We start from the raw sequence: 15,317 nt of genomic DNA, 5'->3' as shown, positions 1-15,317 counted from the left end.
CTATGATTCTTGAGAATACCCAACCTTTCGATATCCTGCTGGTCGAGGACGAGCCGGCCGACGCCAACCTGGTGCGTGCGGCATTGAAGGAGAACCAGGTCTTCTGCAATCTGCATCACGTCACCGACGGTGTCGAGGCTTTGGCTTTTCTGCGCGGCGAGGGTGAAATCAACCGCGCGGCGCCCCGGCCTGATCTGATTCTGCTCGATCTCAACATGCCGCGCATGAATGGCCGCGAATTCCTGTCGGTTGCCAAGTCCGATGATGGTCTGGCCGCCATTCCGGTGGTGGTGCTGACGACGTCGGACGCCGAGCGCGATGTGCTGGCCTCCTACCAACTGGGCGCGGCCAGTTATATTACCAAACCGGTAGACATGGAACAGTTTATGGCGGCGATCCGCCAACTCGATAACTACTGGTTTACCTTGACGCGCCTGCCCCGGAAGAGCTGAGCCATGAATGCCACGACACCCTGTCGTGTGCTGTTGTTCGAGGATGACCCGGGCGATGTTCAGCTGATCCGGTCAGCCCTGGAGGCGTCCCGAACCGCACGTTTTGAAGTTACATGGGCTGCGACACTGGCCGAGGCCAGGGATCTGCTGCACAATAAGGCGTCTTTCGATGCCTTGTTGCTGGATCTGTCGCGGCCTGATTCCAGTGGTCTTGAGACTGTAAAAGCCATGCGCCGGGAGGCGGGCGCATTGCCTATCATTGTTCTGAGCGGCCACGACGATGCGGAGTTCGCGCTACGCGCGCTCAATGTCGGCGCTCAGGACTGTCTGGTCAAAGGCAGCTTCGATTCCGATGCCCTTATCCGTACTATCCACTATGCGATCAGCCGGTTCCGGCTGGAACATCGTCTGCATGATTCGGAACAGTTCGCGGTTTCAACCATAAACGCGCTGAGCGCGCATATCTGCGTGCTCGATCAGACCGGCAGGATTCTCATAGTCAATCAGGCCTGGCGCGATTTTTACGAGAAAAATTTTCCGGGACACAGCGATTCTTCACCAGGGACCAATTATCTGGCGATCTGTGATAACGCCACCGGCGAGGAGTCAGAACAGGCGGCAATAATGGCGGCAGGCATCCGGTCGGTCATCAACGGCGAGCGCGAAACCTTCATAATGGAGTATCCCTGTCATTCGGCGACCGAGCAACACTGGTTCGTCGCGCGCGTGACGCGCTTTCAAAACGATAGCGGCTATGTCGTGATATCTCATCAGGATATTACCGCACGCAAGCTGGCCGATGCGCGAGACCATTTATTGGTATCGGCGCTGGAGGCGGTCAGCCATGGCGTCATCATTACCGATACCGAGGCCAGAATCGAGTGGGTCAACCCGGCTTTCGAGAAACTGACCGGCTATACGCTGGAAGAGGCGATCGGCTTCCGGCCGACGGAGTTGGTGAAATCAGGCCTGCAGGATGAGGAGTTCTATCAGAATTTATGGCAGACCATTTTGAAAGGAGAAACCTGGCATGGCGAACTGATTAACCGGCGCAAGGACGGTACGCTCTACGACGAGGAATTTACCATTGCCCCGGTCAGGGACGAGAACGGCGCCATCAACCATTTTGTCGGCGTCAAGCTTGACATCAGTGAGCGCAAACGCCTGGAAGCTGAATTATGGGAGATGGCCACGACCGACGCGCTGACCGGCCTGTCCAACCGGCGCCATTTCATGGCCCGGCTGAACGAGGCTCTGGCGCGCGTGCAGCGTCTTAAGAATCATCATGTGTCGGTGCTTATGCTGGATATCGACCACTTCAAGCGAGTTAACGATACATACGGCCACGCAGTCGGCGATGCGTTGCTCAAGCATATCGCAACGCTTATGCATCATGCGTTGCGCAGGACGGATACGATAGGCCGGCTGGGCGGCGAGGAGTTTTCTATTTTCCTGTCCGGTACCGACCTGGCTGAGGCCGTGGTATTTGCCGATCGCCTGCGTCGGAAAATCGGTTCCATGCCGTTGCAAATCGATGACCTGACGATTGCCGTGACGGTAAGCATCGGTATCGCGGGCATGGCGGCAACGGATGACCAGGCCGACGCGGTTCTGATCCGCGCCGACCAGGCGCTGTACCGTGCCAAGTCATGCGGGCGCAATCGGGTCAAGGTTGCCAGCGGGCTATAATGGGTTATTCCTGCAATAACCCTTGCACGCGCGTTTCCAGCTCCGGATAGGCGCCGAAAGCGCAATCCCTTAAAATGCCGCGTTTATCGACCAGGATATGCGACGGCGTGCCTTTCAGGTCGAAGCGTTCAAAGGTCTCGGCCCGGTAGGACAGGGATTGAAAATACCGCTGTGCCTGCTTGATGATCTGTTGCCGGTAGCTGTCCGGCTGTTGATCGAAGTCGGGCACGCGCGCCCTGATGAAGGACAGGATAGCGTCATCGGTCATGATGTCCTCGCGCTTGTTCAAACGGTCCATGGCCAGCGGGAACGGGATGCGATAGGGCAGGCATCCGTCGGTCAGTTCGCCGCGCTGGCTCAACGCAAGCCGAGTCTCGCCGATAACTTCGCCGCTTTCAGCCAGACGGACCAGATTGTCCAGATTGTTTTTATCGAAATCCTCGAACGCGGTCGCCACGCCCAGGACCGTCAAGCCTTGCTCCGCGTAGTGCTGATGCAAATAGATGGCCTGCGGCAAGGCATATAAAAAACACCCCGGACAGTTGACCTGAAAAACTTCCACCAGTACGACCCGGCCTGACAACAGATCAAAATTGACCGGTCCGCCCTGAACCCAGTCGGATACCGATAGCAAGGGGGCTGGTTGGCCTATTTCCGCGGTCATTTTTTCTCTCCCGTAAAATGGTATGGTTTGTGGGGAGGGCGACTTCAGTCGCCCTCCATTTTTACGTTAATCCTGAAGTTATAAAATCACCAAAGTGGCGAAAGAAAAATTTAACTTCGTGTTCTCTGGGACCTTCGAAGGTTAATCAATCAACTTGCCGGACCGCTTTCGCCGCCCGTTTCGCTGTCAGTGCCTTGGCCGCATCGGCGCCGATATGGGCTTCGCCGCGTCGCTTGGCCAGTTGTATCTGCTTTTCACGTTCCATGAAACGGGTTTTCTGTTCCGGCGTGATTTTATCGTAACAATGCGGGCAGCTGACGCCTTGCTGATAGTGAACGCTGGCTTTGTCGGCTTCGGTAATCGGCAGTCGGCAGGCATTGCATTGATCGTAACTGCCTTTTTCAAGCTGAAGATTGACCGTTATGCGTTCGTCAAAAACGAAACATTCGCCCTGCCACAGGGATTCTTCCGCCGGCACTTCTTCCAGGTATTTTAAAATGCCGCCTTTCAGGTGATAAACCTCATCGAAGCCCTGTTCCTTCAGAAAAGCCGTGGATTTCTCGCAACGTATGCCGCCTGTGCAAAACATCGCGACTTTTTTGTGTTTTTCAGGATCAAGATGTTCCCTGACGTAGCGCGGGAATGCGCGAAAGCTGGTCGTATTCGGATTGATGGCGTTTTTAAACGTACCGACTTTCACTTCGTAATCATTGCGCGTATCGACCACGAGCACGTCCGGGTCCGAAATCAGCGCGTTCCAGTCCCGGGGGCTGACATAGGTGCCGACCACGCTTTTAGGGTCTATGCCTTCGACGCCCATGGTCACGATTTCTTTTTTGAGTTTCACCTTGGTGCGGTTGAAGGGCGGTTTGTCGGTCAGCGATTCCTTGTGATCGATATCGGACAGGCGCGGATCGGCGCGCAGCCAGCCCAGCAGCGTATCGATCGCCTGGCGCGAGCCGGCCACCGTGCCGTTAATGCCTTCGTGAGCCAGTAACAGGGTGCCGCGCACCTGATTGACGTGCATGACATCATGCAAGGGTTGACGTAAATCGCAATAATTATCGAGCGTGACAAATTTGTACAGCGCACAAACGACTGTTTGAGACATAAGAGGGTTTCCTTGTGCAGGCCGGACCGTAAATCCGGGGCAAAAGGCAGATATTATAGGTAATACCGGCAAAATTTGTCGGTATTAAGAATTCCTAAGTATGAAAAAATCTGAAGACGGGCTTACATCTGCGATTGCAGGTAATTCTGCAGCCCGAGCTTGCCGATCAGTTCCAGTTGGGTTTCCAGCCAGTCGACATGCTCTTCCTCGCTTTCGAGGATGTGTTCGAAGATTTCCCGGGATACATAATCCTTGGTGTTTTCGCAATAGGCGATCGCCTCGCGAAGCAGGGGCATGGCGTCCTGTTCCAGTTTCAAGTCGCATTCGAGCATCTCCTGGGGATTTTCGCCGATCATCAGCTTGCCGAGATTTTGCAGGTTGGGCAGGCCTTCCAGGAACAGGATACGTTCGATCAATTGATCGGCGTGCTTCATTTCATCGATGGACTCGTGGTAGACCTTCTCGTTGAGCTTGGCAAATCCCCAGTTTTTGTACATGCGGGCATGTAAAAAATACTGGTTAATGGCGGTCAGCTCATTAGTCAGCGCCTTATTAAGAAACTCGATAACCTGGCTATCTCCTTGCATGCTACACCTCTGGATTTTCTAATACGCGTTAAGAATGGGTTCGTTTGATGCCTCCGGCATTATAGATTGCCGCCGGCGGTTTCCGTCAAGCAATTCCTTGACCTGTTTATTGCATTTTCCGCAACTTCTGCCGACCCCGAGGCAGTCGAATATCTGCTTGCGCGTACAAACGCCGTTATCAATCGCGTTCTTTATCTGAGTATCGGTGACTGCTTTGCAAACACATACGTACATAAGGGCATCTCCTGATAGTAAGTCTTTTGCAAATGATAACAATTCTCATTTTAAAGATAAAGCGGTTTTTGCAATTTATGCGCCTGCGAGTTTTTGTCCATGGCGACTCAGGTTAAGCAGTCGGGTTGGACAACCCAGCCTTTTAAGAATGCTCCAACCCAGCCTACCGCAAATCCTGGGCCAGTAGCGCCGCATTGCCGCCAATCGCGGCGGTATTGATCGTCAGCGTCTGTTCAACCACGAAGCGGCGCAGATAATCGGGGCCGCCAGCCTTGGGGCCGGTGCCGGAAAGCCGCATGCCGCCGAAAGGCTGCACGCCGACGACCGCGCCGATCATGTTGCGGTTGACATAAATATTGCCGACTTTGACGCCTCGCCGGATTTTTTCGGCGGTCGTTTCAATCCGGCTGTGTATACCCAGCGTCAGCCCGTAACCGGTAGCGTTGACGGCGGCGATCACCTGATCGAGATCGGCGGCGCGGTAGCGGATCAGGTGCAGGATCGGGCCGAAGACTTCCCGGGTCAGTTGCGATAATGACTCGATTTCAAACAGGGCGGGCGCAAAAAAACTGCCATGCCGCAAGGTCTCGGGCAGCGACAATTGATAAAGCAGTTTCGCCTGTTGCTTCATGGTCTCCAGATGCGTTGTTAACGGCTCCCGCGCGGCAGGGTCGATCACGGGGCCGATGTCGGTCGAGTACAGGCCTGGATTGCCGATTGATAACTCCTTCATGGTGCCGATCAGCATGGCGATGGTTCTGTCGGCGATTTCCTGTTGCACAAACAGCACGCGCAAGGCGGAACAGCGCTGGCCGGCACTGTTGAAAGCCGACAGCAGGGCATCCTGCACCAGCTGCTCCAGCAGCGCTGAGCTGTCGGCGATCATGACATTCTGGCCGCCGGTTTCGGCAATGATCGGCACGATGGTTTGGTGATGTTCGGCCAGTTGCCGGTTGATGAACCGGGCCGTGGCGGTGGAACCGGTGAAGGCGATGCCGGCTACCTGCGGATGGGGCAGGACATGCTGGCCGGTCGTGCGGCCGTCGGCCGGCACAAACTGCAGCACCGATTCGGGGATGCCGGCCTGGTGCAGCAGGCGCATGCAATGCATGGCCGTCAATGAGGTCTGGCTGGCCGGTTTGGCGATAACGGTATTGCCGGCCGCGAGCGCGGCGACGATCTGGCCGGTAAAAATGGCGATCGGAAAATTCCATGGACTGATGCAGACATAGACGCCGCGGCCATAATGATAAAGCCGGTTGTCTTCGCCGGTAGGGCCGGGCAGCCGAATCGGCTCGCTGAATAATTCGAGCGCCGACTGGGCATAGTAGCGGCAGAAATCCACCGCTTCCCGGACTTCCGACAGGGCGTCCTTGATGGTGCGGCCGCCTTCGCGCACACACAGCGACACCAGCTCCAGGCGGTGCTGCTCGAACAGATCGGCGGCCTGCTTCAGATAGGTTGCCCGCGTCTCGACCGGGCAAAGGCGCCAGCTGTCAAAAGCCTCGGCGGCCGACGCTAACGCGCGCTCGATGGCTTCTTGTCCGGCATGGCTGACGGTGCCGACCGTCAGGCGGTTGTCCCATGGATTCACGATGGTCTGTTCCCGGCCCGGCCAGGGCTGGCCGTCGATCAGCGGCATGGCCGTCCAGTGCCGGTCGGCCAGCGTGTTCAAGTCCTGCTGCAATTGCTCCAATACTTCGGGATCGGCCAGATTGATGCCGCTCGAGTTAAGCCGCGTTTCGCCATAGAGATCGCGCGGCAGGACGATCGAGGTTTTTTGGCCGCCTGTGTTGACCGCGGCCACGGGATCGCCGGTCAGTTCCGCCACGCTGATGTCCGGGTGGTCGATCTGGTTGATGAACGACGTGTTGGCGCCGTTTTCCAGCAGGCGCCTGACCAGGTAGGGCAGCAGTTCATGATAGCGACCGACCGGCGCGTAAACGCGGCAGGGGATTTGCCAGTCCCGGTTTTCGACGATTTCGCGGTAAAGCGCTTCGCCCATGCCGTGCAGGCGCTGGAATTCATAGCCCGGATGCCGCCTGCCCATCTGCCGAACAGCGGCGAGCGTGTGGGCGTTATGGCTGGCGAATTGCGGATAGAATGCCTCGGGCCGCGACAGCATGAATTGCGCGCAGGCCAGATAGGCTACATCGGTTGCCGATTTATGCGTGAATACCGGGTAATTGCTGAGGCCGTTTTCCTGGGCCCGTTTGATTTCGCTGTCCCAGTAGGCGCCTTTCACGAGGCGTAACGGAATCTTGCAGTGTCGGGATTCGGCCAGTGCGGCCAGCCAGCGGATGATCGGCAGGGCTCGCTTCTGGTAAGCCTGCACGGCCAGCCCCAGGCCCGACCAGCCATCGAGGTGCGCCAAAACCGCGGCGAAAATATCCAGCGACATGTCCAGGCGTTCGGATTCCTCGGCGTCCACGGTGAGGGAGATATTGGCCGCGCGCGCATGATTGGCCAGATGCAGCAGCCGGTCCGTGAGTTCGTTGACGGCGCGTACCCGTTGCAAAGGCTCATAGCGCGGGCACAGCGCCGATAATTTGACCGAAATGCCGGGGTTGGCATAAATATCGTCGTTATCGGCATGTCCGGCCAGTGTGGTGATGGCCTTGGCGTACGACTGGAAATAACGCTCGGCATCGGCGGCTGTCAGCGCGGCCTCGCCCAGCATGTCGAACGAATAGCGGTAGAGTGGTTGTTGCTCGCCGCGCGCAATAGCCTGCTCTATCGAATCCGCGATCACGAATTGCAGGGCCATATGCTGCATGGCCTGATTCAGGGCGCTGCGAATGACCGGCGCGCCCAGTCTGGACAGCAATTGCTCGAAAACCGGAAACCAGTGCTGGCTCGAGGGCGCGACCTGCTGTTCAAATTGCCGGGTAAACAGTAAGGCGCGGGTCGATAAATTGACCCAGAAGGAATCGCTGTGCTGAACGTGGCGTTGCCAGTCGGCAACGGTCAGTTTTTCCTGTAAAAACTGGTCCTGCGTCTGGCTGTCGGGAATGCGCAGCAGCGCTTCGGCAATGCCCATCAGTACAATGCCTTCCTGGGAATTGAGCTGGTATTCGTGCAGGAAGGCTTCGATGGCGGTGGGCCGGTGGCTGGGCGCTCTGACCGCGGTCACCAGGGTTTCGGCGCAGGCGCTGACGGCAGCGGCATCATACGTGGTCAGGCCGGCTGACAGGGTCCTGATGATGTCCTGTTCATCGGCCAGATAGGCCTGATTGATAGCGGCGCGTAACGCGTCTGTTGCGTTTTGACTCACGGTTGTCACCCTGTGGTCCGGTCTGAAAATCATGAACTTTTTACTGGATTTTAGACTAATAACACAAGGGATATTTCAAAAATTAACTGGATGGATGAGGTTTCAACCGTTAAATTAGCTACACTGATAACATGACAAGAACAAAAACGACGTTGTAAGCGGTGCCGGCATTCGCGAGCCGGCAGACCTGTTGATTAATCTGGAACAAAAGAAAAAAAACGATGAAATTGAATCTGGAAAAAATGAATGGCTATAGCGTTCTTTTTATTCAAGCTGAAAGAATAGACGCCCATAATTCAGGGGAATTGAAGGAATACATTCTGGACATGATTGAGCAGGGCGAGATAAATATAATCGTCCAATTGGAGCTTGTACGGTTTATCGACAGTTCCGGACTGGGCGCTTTATTGTCCGGCTATAAAAACACGGCCGCCAGATCAGGTAAACTCGCTTTATCCAATTTGCAGCCGCAAGTGTTGTCGATGTTTGAATTGACCCGTTTAAACCGGGTTTTTGAAATTTATGCCGATTTAAATGAGGCATTTGAAAATGAACCGTAGAGGCTTTGTATGTGCAGTTCGGATATTCAGGTTGACGTAATCATTCCGACACAGACCAAATATCTGGATTTGATCGGTAGTATAGGGGAGCGCATAGGCAAGGATCTGGAAACCTTTGAGGGCGACCGGGAGGCCTTGGCCTATCATTTAAACCTGGTGCTGACCGAAGCGACCATCAATGCCATCAAGCATGCCAATTATAAAAATACCGAGGACACGGTCCGGATAACGATACAAATTCAGGAGGACGCCGTTATCATCAAGGTTTACGATCATGGCCAGGGCTTTGATCTGGAAAATGTGCCGGTACCGGATTTTGAGAATCCCAAGGAGGGCGGCATGGGCATCTTTTTTATCAAGACCTTGATGGATTCGGTGACGTACACGCGGCAGGATGACTGCAATGTGCTAGAGATTGTCAAATACCTGAAATGAGACTGGATCGTTGGATATATTGCTGACAAGTGATGACCGAGAGGTCAAAGGGACGCGGCAACGGCAGCAAATAGTGGCCGTTCAGCATCTTCTTGATACCCATAAGAACTATCAAAAACGCCGGCTTTTAAGAAAGCTGGCGGATTATCTGCTGTTCCCGGACAGTTATCTGATCACGCTTCCGGTCCCGTTGCTGGCCGATTTGATCGACCAGACGCTGGAATTTATCGAATCGAGGACCGAAACCGCCGCGATAAAAACCATTCCGCTGGACAGTAACGACAGCCGGCTGTTGCTGGTCAATTGCCAGAATGTCCCGCATGTCGTGGATTCGATCATGGCTTTGCAGGCCAAGCTGGACATCGCTATCGAGCTGCTGGCGCATCCGGTTTTAAGCGTCAGGCGTCATGAAAACCACGTGTTGTATCTGGAAAACGAGGTGATCTCGGGCGGCAGCGAATTGCTGATTGTCATCCGGCTGGATTATGTCGATGAACAGAGTGATGCCCTGCTGCTGCAGGGTATTTCCAGGGCGATTACCGCGGCATTGAAAGTCGACCGCAGCCGTGCAGGGATTCATGAGCAACTGAACGGGCTGAAACAAATCGCCTCGCTAAAGAAATACGCTGACTTTATCGACTGGCTCAAGGACGAGGCGTTCATCTTTGTCGCCTGCCAGCAGTTTTCCTCGGAGCTGCCCGAGCAGGAAATGATAAAGCGCGCCGAAGACGCGTTAACCGATATTGCGCCTTATGCCTGTTATGATGCCGATTTTCCCTGTTGTCTGAAAAAACTGCTGGCCCGGCAAACCGACGTTATCGTTGAATCCATTCCGGTCATCAGCCCGATTGTCCGCGCCCAGCCGCTGGTTTATATAGGTTTCCGGCAAGCCGGTGCGGATGGCTCATGGGTCGAGCAGAGTTTTTTCGGCCTGTTTGACGAAGTGGAGCTGAACGGGACCATCAGCACGATTCCCGCGCTGAGCGAAAAAATCAACCAGACGTTGCATGCCATAAAGGTGTATCGGGACAGCCATGAATATTTCCAGCTCAAGGAAATATTCGATTTGTTCCCGAAAATCGAAGCCTTCCTGTCCAGCGACATCCAATTGCACTTAATCGCGCAGTCGCTGAAACGCTATCTTTACCGTCCTGAAATTATCAAATTGCTGATCCTGACAAGCGCGAGCCCGAACAGGATATCCGCCCTGATTGTCGTTCCGGTCGTGCTTTATAAAGACGGTATCGAAACCCGGCTGTACGAGCTATTGTGCAAGGAACTGGCCAGTCGCCTGGAGTCCAGCCGAAAAACCATTCCGGGCGGCAATTATATCGGCCTGCAACTGGTGCTGACTCCCGAACAGGACCTGACCACGATCAACGTCGACAAGCTGGACGGACAGTTAAACCGTCTGGCACGGCCCTGGTCGGTATCCTTCATGCGGCTGGTGGAGCGGGTCTTCGGCGGGAAAACCAACGGCCGGCTGTGGCAGAAATACCCGTCGCTGTTTTCCGCCGAGTACCAGACGCGGGTGTCGCCGCGCTATGCGATCAAGGATATTTTGCAGCTAAAACAGGTGCTGGCGTCAGGCAATCAACGAGTCAGTCTGTTGGGCCCTTATCGGGAAACGGAACATTACCGGCTGCATTTTTACAGCCGGCAGGAACGCTTTCTCGACGAGTATATCCCGGTGCTGGAAAACATGAGCCTGAGGGTCATGGACCAGGTACAGTTTAACGTTACGCTGGAAGGCAGTCCGCTGTTTATCAAAAGCTTTACCATCAAGGCCGCCAAGGATCATGGCGTCAGCTTCAATCGACTGAAATGCCGCATGCTGGAGTGCATTCAGGCGATACTGGACGGCAAGGCCGAAAACGATGCGCTCAACAGTCTGCTGATCATGACCGGCATGGACTGGCAGGATATCGACGTGCTCAGGGCTTATCGCAATTATTATCTGCAACTGGGCTATCAAACCACGATAGCCAGCCTGCATCGAGCCCTGCTGAACAATCCGCGGGTTGCGCATTACCTGTTCAAATATTTCGAAGCCCGCTTCAGGCCCGATCCGGCCTGGCATGATTTCATGCTCAGGGAAGACCAGGTGTTGTTTCCGCTGCGCCTGCAGTTATTGGAAGGCATCGAATCGGTGTCCAATATCAACGACGATCGGATCTTGCGTACGCTGTTCAATCTGATCGACGCGACCATGCGCAGTAATTTTCACCTGCGACGCAATCGGCCGGATTATTTTATCGCCTTTAAAATCAACAGTCTCGGCATCATCGATATGCCGCCCCCCAGGCCGCAGCATGAAATTTACGTGCATGCGTTCGATATGGAAGGCATCCATTTGCGCGGCGGCAAGATTTCCCGCGGCGGCATACGCTGGTCCGACCGTCCCGACGATTTCAGGACCGAGATTCTGGGGCTGATGCAGACCCAGATCAGCAAAAACGCGCTGATTGTCCCGACCGGCGCGAAGGGCGGGTTTGTCGTCAAGAAAAACGGTGGGCCGTTTGACCTGAAAGCGGCCGGCAAAAAAGCCTATATCACCTTGATACGCGGTCTGCTCGATTTAACCGATAATTATGATGAGGAGCAGCAGGTCGTCAGGCCGGCAGGACTCGTGACTTATGATGACGCGGACCCGTATCTGGTCGTGGCCGCCGACAAGGGCACGGCGCAGTTTTCGGATACCGCCAACGCGGTCTCGGAAGACTACCGGTTCTGGCTCGGCGATGCCTTCGCCAGCGGCGGTTCCCGTGGATATAACCATAAGGCCCTGGGTATTACCGCACGCGGCGCCTGGGAATGCGTCAAACGCCATTTCCGCGAGTTGGGCAAGGATATCCAGAAAGAGCCGTTCACGGTGGTCGGCATCGGCAGCATGGACGGCGACGTGTTCGGCAACGGCATGCTGCTGTCGCCGTGCATCCGCTTGCTGGCCGCCTTCAGCGGGCAGCATATCTTTATCGATCCCGATCCGATGCCGGGCGATGCGCCGTTCAACGAGCGCAAGCGCCTGTTCGAACTGCCCGGGTCGAGCTGGGACGATTACGACCGCCTCCTGATCTCCAAGGGCGGCGGCGTCTATCCGCGCTCGGCCAAGGATATTCCAATCTCCGCCGAGCTGAGAAAATGGCTGGGCGTGCGCTACCGTACCCTGGACGGCGAATCGCTGATCCGCTACCTGCTGGCCGCGCCGGTCGAGTTGTTGTGGCTGGGCGGTATCGGCACTTACGTGAAAGCCGGCACGGAAAAGCACGAGGACGTTGGCGACCGCGCCAATGACGCCGTGCGCGTGGATGCGGCGGAACTTGGCGCGCGCGTGGTCGGCGAGGGCGCCAATTTGGGTTTTACCCAGAAGGCGCGCATTGAATACAGCCTGAAAGGCGGCCATATCAACACCGATGCGGTCGATAATTCGGCAGGCGTCGATGCCTCCGACCATGAAGTCAATTTGAAAATTCTGCTGACGGGATTGCAAAAGAAAAACGTCATCAGCGATTATCAGCAGTTGTTCGTCAGCATGACCGATGAGGTCTGCCAATTGGTTTTAGCCAATAATTACGCCCAGAGTCTTTGCCTGTCGCTCGATGTGCGGCGCTGCGCCGAGAACCCGATGATTTTCCTGCAACTGGCCGAACGCCTGGAAGCCGCCGGCATTTTCGACAGGGCGGTCGAATCCTTTCCGCAAACCAAGCCGGTATTGGCCCGGCCGAAACAAACCCTGACCCGGCCGGAACTGGCCGTATTGATGGCGGCGGCTAAAATGCAGTTGACCCAGCAGATACAGGACCGGATCGTTTTGCTGGAAGAGGGATGTTGTGACTGTTACCTGCAGGCCTATTTTCCCGAACAGGTCAATGAGCGCTATAAAGAGCACCTGTCCGAGCATGCGCTGGCTAACGAAATCAAGTCGACCTTCATCAGCAATAAAATCATCAATCAGGCCGGGTGCGGTTTTTTAAGTCTCGATATCGACAGGCAAAACATCAATACCATGGATAATGTCACCTGTTACCTGACTTTTGACCGGGTGCTGGACGGCGATGCTTTCCGGCGGGCGGTTTATGCGCTGGACAATCGGCTGGATGCCGAGAGGCAGTACGCGCTGTTGCGGGAGCTGGAAAACATTCTGGCCGGTTTCTGTCGCTGGGCATTGATCCATGGCAGAAAAATCCGGCCGACCCAGCGGACCATTAGCGACTATTGCCGTTATTTGATCGAATATGAAACGCATTTTAACGAATCCGGCCTTGTCGAAACCGAGCCATTCAAAGCGCGGTTTGACGACTACCGGCAGCAAGGCGTGCCCGACACGCTCGCGCGGCGCATCCTGTTGATCGGCAGTCTTGAGGATTTTCCGCTGATCGTATCGCTGTCCGTCGAAACAGAACTGGGATTTATTGCCGTCCTGAAGCTGTTCAATGACATCAGCGCCTATCTGGGGCTCGATGGCATCCAGGCGCAATTGGCGGCGATGCCCCTGCATGACTATTGGGAGCGACGAGTCGCCAGTGATTTAAAGGAAGGCATGAAGCGCACGGTAGGCAAGCTGGTCAAGGCCATGGCGGCCGAAAAAACCGAAACCTGCGCCGCATACTTCGAACAGCCGCGCGAAAAGCAAAAAGTCAACCGCTACCGGCGCATCTATCTGGAAATCAACGCGGTCCCGCCGCTTAACCTGTTGCCTTATATCGCCTTGAACAGAGAACTGGAAAGCCTGGTTAATAATCAACAGGGGCCGGCTTGACAGGTCAGTAAGGATTTGGTCATAAATAATTTACCTGTTTAAACATAGGATGCGCCGACGACAGGCGGCGCATCGTTCGCGAGCGATGCGTTTCACTGCGTCGCCTAGAGCGCCTACTTTTGGTCTGCACATCCTATGCAGGATCCCAGTTTCAGGAAGTCATTTTTAGCCAAATCCTAACCCGACCTACGGAGCCATGAGATTTGATCTGCAATGAATAATTTTAGCGATAGCGTAACCGGACAATAGTCATGCAATACCGACGCGCATTCATTCCAGGAGGGAGTTATTTCTTTACCGTAGTCACGGAAAATCGCAGACCGGTGTTTAACAACGCGGCAATGGTCGAAGTCCTGCGCGACGCATTTCGCAACGTACGCAAATCCCGCCCGTTCGAGATCGACGCGATGGTAGTAATGCCGGATCATTTACATTGCTTGTGGACATTGCCGCCCGGCGATAGCGATTACGCTACCCGCTGGTGCATGATCAAAACCTGATTTACCAAACATTGCGATCCGGCATTGCGGCGATACGCGACGAAACCGATTTTCAGCGCCATGTCGATTACATCAATTACAACCCGGTCAAACACGGTTTGGCGTCATCGCCAATCGATTGGCCGTATTCCAGTTTTCGCCGCTATGTTGAAGCAGGCACATATCCGCCCGATTGGGGGCGAGACGGCATTGATTACGAAGGTATAGGTCATGAATAAACAGGTCGGGTTAGCCTTTGGCGTAACCCGACGGATCGAAGCCAAGTGGGCGCAGCGGGCACGAAAGTGTCGGGTTACGCTGCGCTAACCCGACCTACGGAGCTTCATTCACTAAAATCCGTCGATTCATTACACGGCCGAAAAGGTATGCGATGTATAACCTACGGCCTTGCTATTGATCGGGTTCACCTTTTATACCCTAAACTGATTAAAAGCGCTTTTTCCTGCCTCAATCGTTTCAGGCTGCAATTCGGCCGGTGTTTAATGACGATCGGGTTAATAGTTATGCAATATCTACCTTGATACTATTCTTAATCTCGCCGGGTTAAGTTCGAATTAAGTTTTCAGGATGACAATATATTCAAATAACTCGGATTAAGTATTATCGGGTTATTGGATATATAAAATATTTTTAAAATAATAATGTTCAGTAAATAAAATAATATGAAAAAAGTAATAAAATTATCAGTAATTACCCTGGCTTTCAGTCTGGTTACAGCTTGCGCAACGACTTCGGATGTAGAAAACCTGCAGTCGCAGGTTGATGGCTTGAATGCTTCCGTTCAACAGGCATCGACTGATGCGGCCAATGCTCAAACTGCCGCGGCTGACGCGGCCGCAAGGGCCGGAGCCGCGGAAGCCGCCGCCAATCGGGCTGCCGAATTGGCCCAAGATACCAACAGCAAGCTGGATAATAATTTCAGACGCTCAATGATGAAATAATCACTTTTTACCAGAGTGGAAAATCGCCCGGCGGGGAAACTCCCGGGCTTTTTTGGCGTTTATATTTTCAATTCACCGACCATGCCAGTCATCCGGCCCCCCGCGGTGAAA

11 protein-coding genes and 1 pseudogene are annotated in these 15,317 nt (G+C 54.6%); 7 read left to right on the top strand and 5 right to left on the bottom strand.

The features are described 5' to 3' along the window. The first annotated feature begins 2 nt into the window (after positions 1-2). Both METMA_RS0101405 and METMA_RS25625 read left to right on the top strand, forming a co-directional pair. On the top strand, positions 3-452 hold the full coding sequence (locus METMA_RS0101405) for a response regulator (RefSeq protein ID WP_020157270.1): 450 nt from the start codon (positions 3-5) through the stop codon (positions 450-452). A 3-nt stretch (positions 453-455) separates the two neighbouring features. Next, positions 456-2,141, top strand: coding sequence for a diguanylate cyclase (locus tag METMA_RS25625; protein WP_020157269.1), 1,686 nt, complete (start codon positions 456-458; stop codon positions 2,139-2,141). A 4-nt stretch (positions 2,142-2,145) separates the two neighbouring features. On the opposite strand, the gene METMA_RS0101395 is transcribed toward METMA_RS25625, so the two are convergent. From METMA_RS0101395 to putA, 5 genes are all read right to left on the bottom strand, one after another. Further along, entirely contained in the window at positions 2,146-2,805 is a 660-nt protein-coding gene (locus tag METMA_RS0101395) for a TlpA family protein disulfide reductase (protein WP_020157268.1), read from the bottom strand. Positions 2,806-2,950: 145 nt separating this feature from the next. Further along, on the bottom strand, positions 2,951-3,916 hold the full coding sequence (gene trhO / locus METMA_RS0101390; RefSeq protein ID WP_020157267.1) for an oxygen-dependent tRNA uridine(34) hydroxylase TrhO: 966 nt from the start codon (positions 3,914-3,916) through the stop codon (positions 2,951-2,953). 122 nt (positions 3,917-4,038) lie between these two features. Continuing rightward, a complete protein-coding gene (bfr, locus tag METMA_RS0101385; RefSeq protein ID WP_020157266.1) occupies positions 4,039-4,503 on the bottom strand; it encodes a bacterioferritin in 465 nt (154 codons plus the stop codon). Positions 4,504-4,521: 18 nt separating this feature from the next. Further along, entirely contained in the window at positions 4,522-4,737 is a 216-nt protein-coding gene (locus METMA_RS23670; protein ID WP_036252821.1) for a (2Fe-2S)-binding protein, read from the bottom strand. Positions 4,738-4,900: 163 nt separating this feature from the next. Further along, positions 4,901-8,044 (bottom strand): bifunctional proline dehydrogenase/L-glutamate gamma-semialdehyde dehydrogenase PutA, encoded by a 3,144-nt coding sequence (gene putA, locus METMA_RS0101375; protein ID WP_051114317.1) that lies wholly within the window; start codon positions 8,042-8,044, stop codon positions 4,901-4,903. 188 nt (positions 8,045-8,232) lie between these two features. On the opposite strand from putA, the gene METMA_RS0101370 reads away from it, so the two are divergent. The 5 genes and pseudogenes from METMA_RS0101370 to METMA_RS0101350 all read left to right on the top strand — a co-directional run bounded on the left by METMA_RS0101370 (position 8,233) and on the right by METMA_RS0101350 (position 15,206). Further along, positions 8,233-8,571, top strand: coding sequence for an STAS domain-containing protein (locus tag METMA_RS0101370; protein ID WP_020157263.1), 339 nt, complete (start codon positions 8,233-8,235; stop codon positions 8,569-8,571). A gap of 9 nt (positions 8,572-8,580) precedes the next feature. Further along, positions 8,581-9,006, top strand: a complete 426-nt coding sequence (locus tag METMA_RS0101365; protein ID WP_020157262.1) for an ATP-binding protein — start codon at positions 8,581-8,583, stop codon at positions 9,004-9,006. 10 nt (positions 9,007-9,016) lie between these two features. After that, positions 9,017-13,765, top strand: coding sequence for an NAD-glutamate dehydrogenase domain-containing protein (locus METMA_RS0101360; RefSeq protein WP_020157261.1), 4,749 nt, complete (start codon positions 9,017-9,019; stop codon positions 13,763-13,765). A 251-nt stretch (positions 13,766-14,016) separates the two neighbouring features. Further along, positions 14,017-14,483: pseudogene (locus tag METMA_RS28165) on the top strand (REP-associated tyrosine transposase). 444 nt (positions 14,484-14,927) lie between these two features. Continuing rightward, positions 14,928-15,206, top strand: a complete 279-nt coding sequence (locus METMA_RS0101350; RefSeq protein ID WP_020157258.1) for an Lpp/OprI family alanine-zipper lipoprotein — start codon at positions 14,928-14,930, stop codon at positions 15,204-15,206. Positions 15,207-15,317: the final 111 nt, after the last annotated feature.

It is taken from the genome of Methylobacter marinus A45, assembly GCF_000383855.1.
Lineage (GTDB): Bacteria > Pseudomonadota > Gammaproteobacteria > Methylococcales > Methylomonadaceae > Methylobacter > Methylobacter marinus.
This window is presented reverse-complemented; position numbering and strand designations above follow the sequence as displayed.

What these genes read in the sequence shown, in the direction of transcription:
- METMA_RS0101405 (WP_020157270.1), top strand. Translation starts at nt 3, where the DNA reads ATGATTCTTGAGAATACCCAACCTTTCGATATCCTGCTGGTCGAGGAC.
- METMA_RS25625 (WP_020157269.1), top strand. Translation starts at nt 456, where the DNA reads ATGAATGCCACGACACCCTGTCGTGTGCTGTTGTTCGAGGATGACCCG.
- METMA_RS0101395 (WP_020157268.1), bottom strand. Translation starts at nt 2,805, where the DNA reads ATGACCGCGGAAATAGGCCAACCAGCCCCCTTGCTATCGGTATCCGAC.
- trhO (WP_020157267.1), bottom strand. Translation starts at nt 3,916, where the DNA reads ATGTCTCAAACAGTCGTTTGTGCGCTGTACAAATTTGTCACGCTCGAT.
- bfr (WP_020157266.1), bottom strand. Translation starts at nt 4,503, where the DNA reads ATGCAAGGAGATAGCCAGGTTATCGAGTTTCTTAATAAGGCGCTGACT.
- METMA_RS23670 (WP_036252821.1), bottom strand. Translation starts at nt 4,737, where the DNA reads ATGTACGTATGTGTTTGCAAAGCAGTCACCGATACTCAGATAAAGAAC.
- putA (WP_051114317.1), bottom strand. Translation starts at nt 8,044, where the DNA reads ATGATTTTCAGACCGGACCACAGGGTGACAACCGTGAGTCAAAACGCA.
- METMA_RS0101370 (WP_020157263.1), top strand. Translation starts at nt 8,233, where the DNA reads ATGAAATTGAATCTGGAAAAAATGAATGGCTATAGCGTTCTTTTTATT.
- METMA_RS0101365 (WP_020157262.1), top strand. Translation starts at nt 8,581, where the DNA reads ATGTGCAGTTCGGATATTCAGGTTGACGTAATCATTCCGACACAGACC.
- METMA_RS0101350 (WP_020157258.1), top strand. Translation starts at nt 14,928, where the DNA reads ATGAAAAAAGTAATAAAATTATCAGTAATTACCCTGGCTTTCAGTCTG.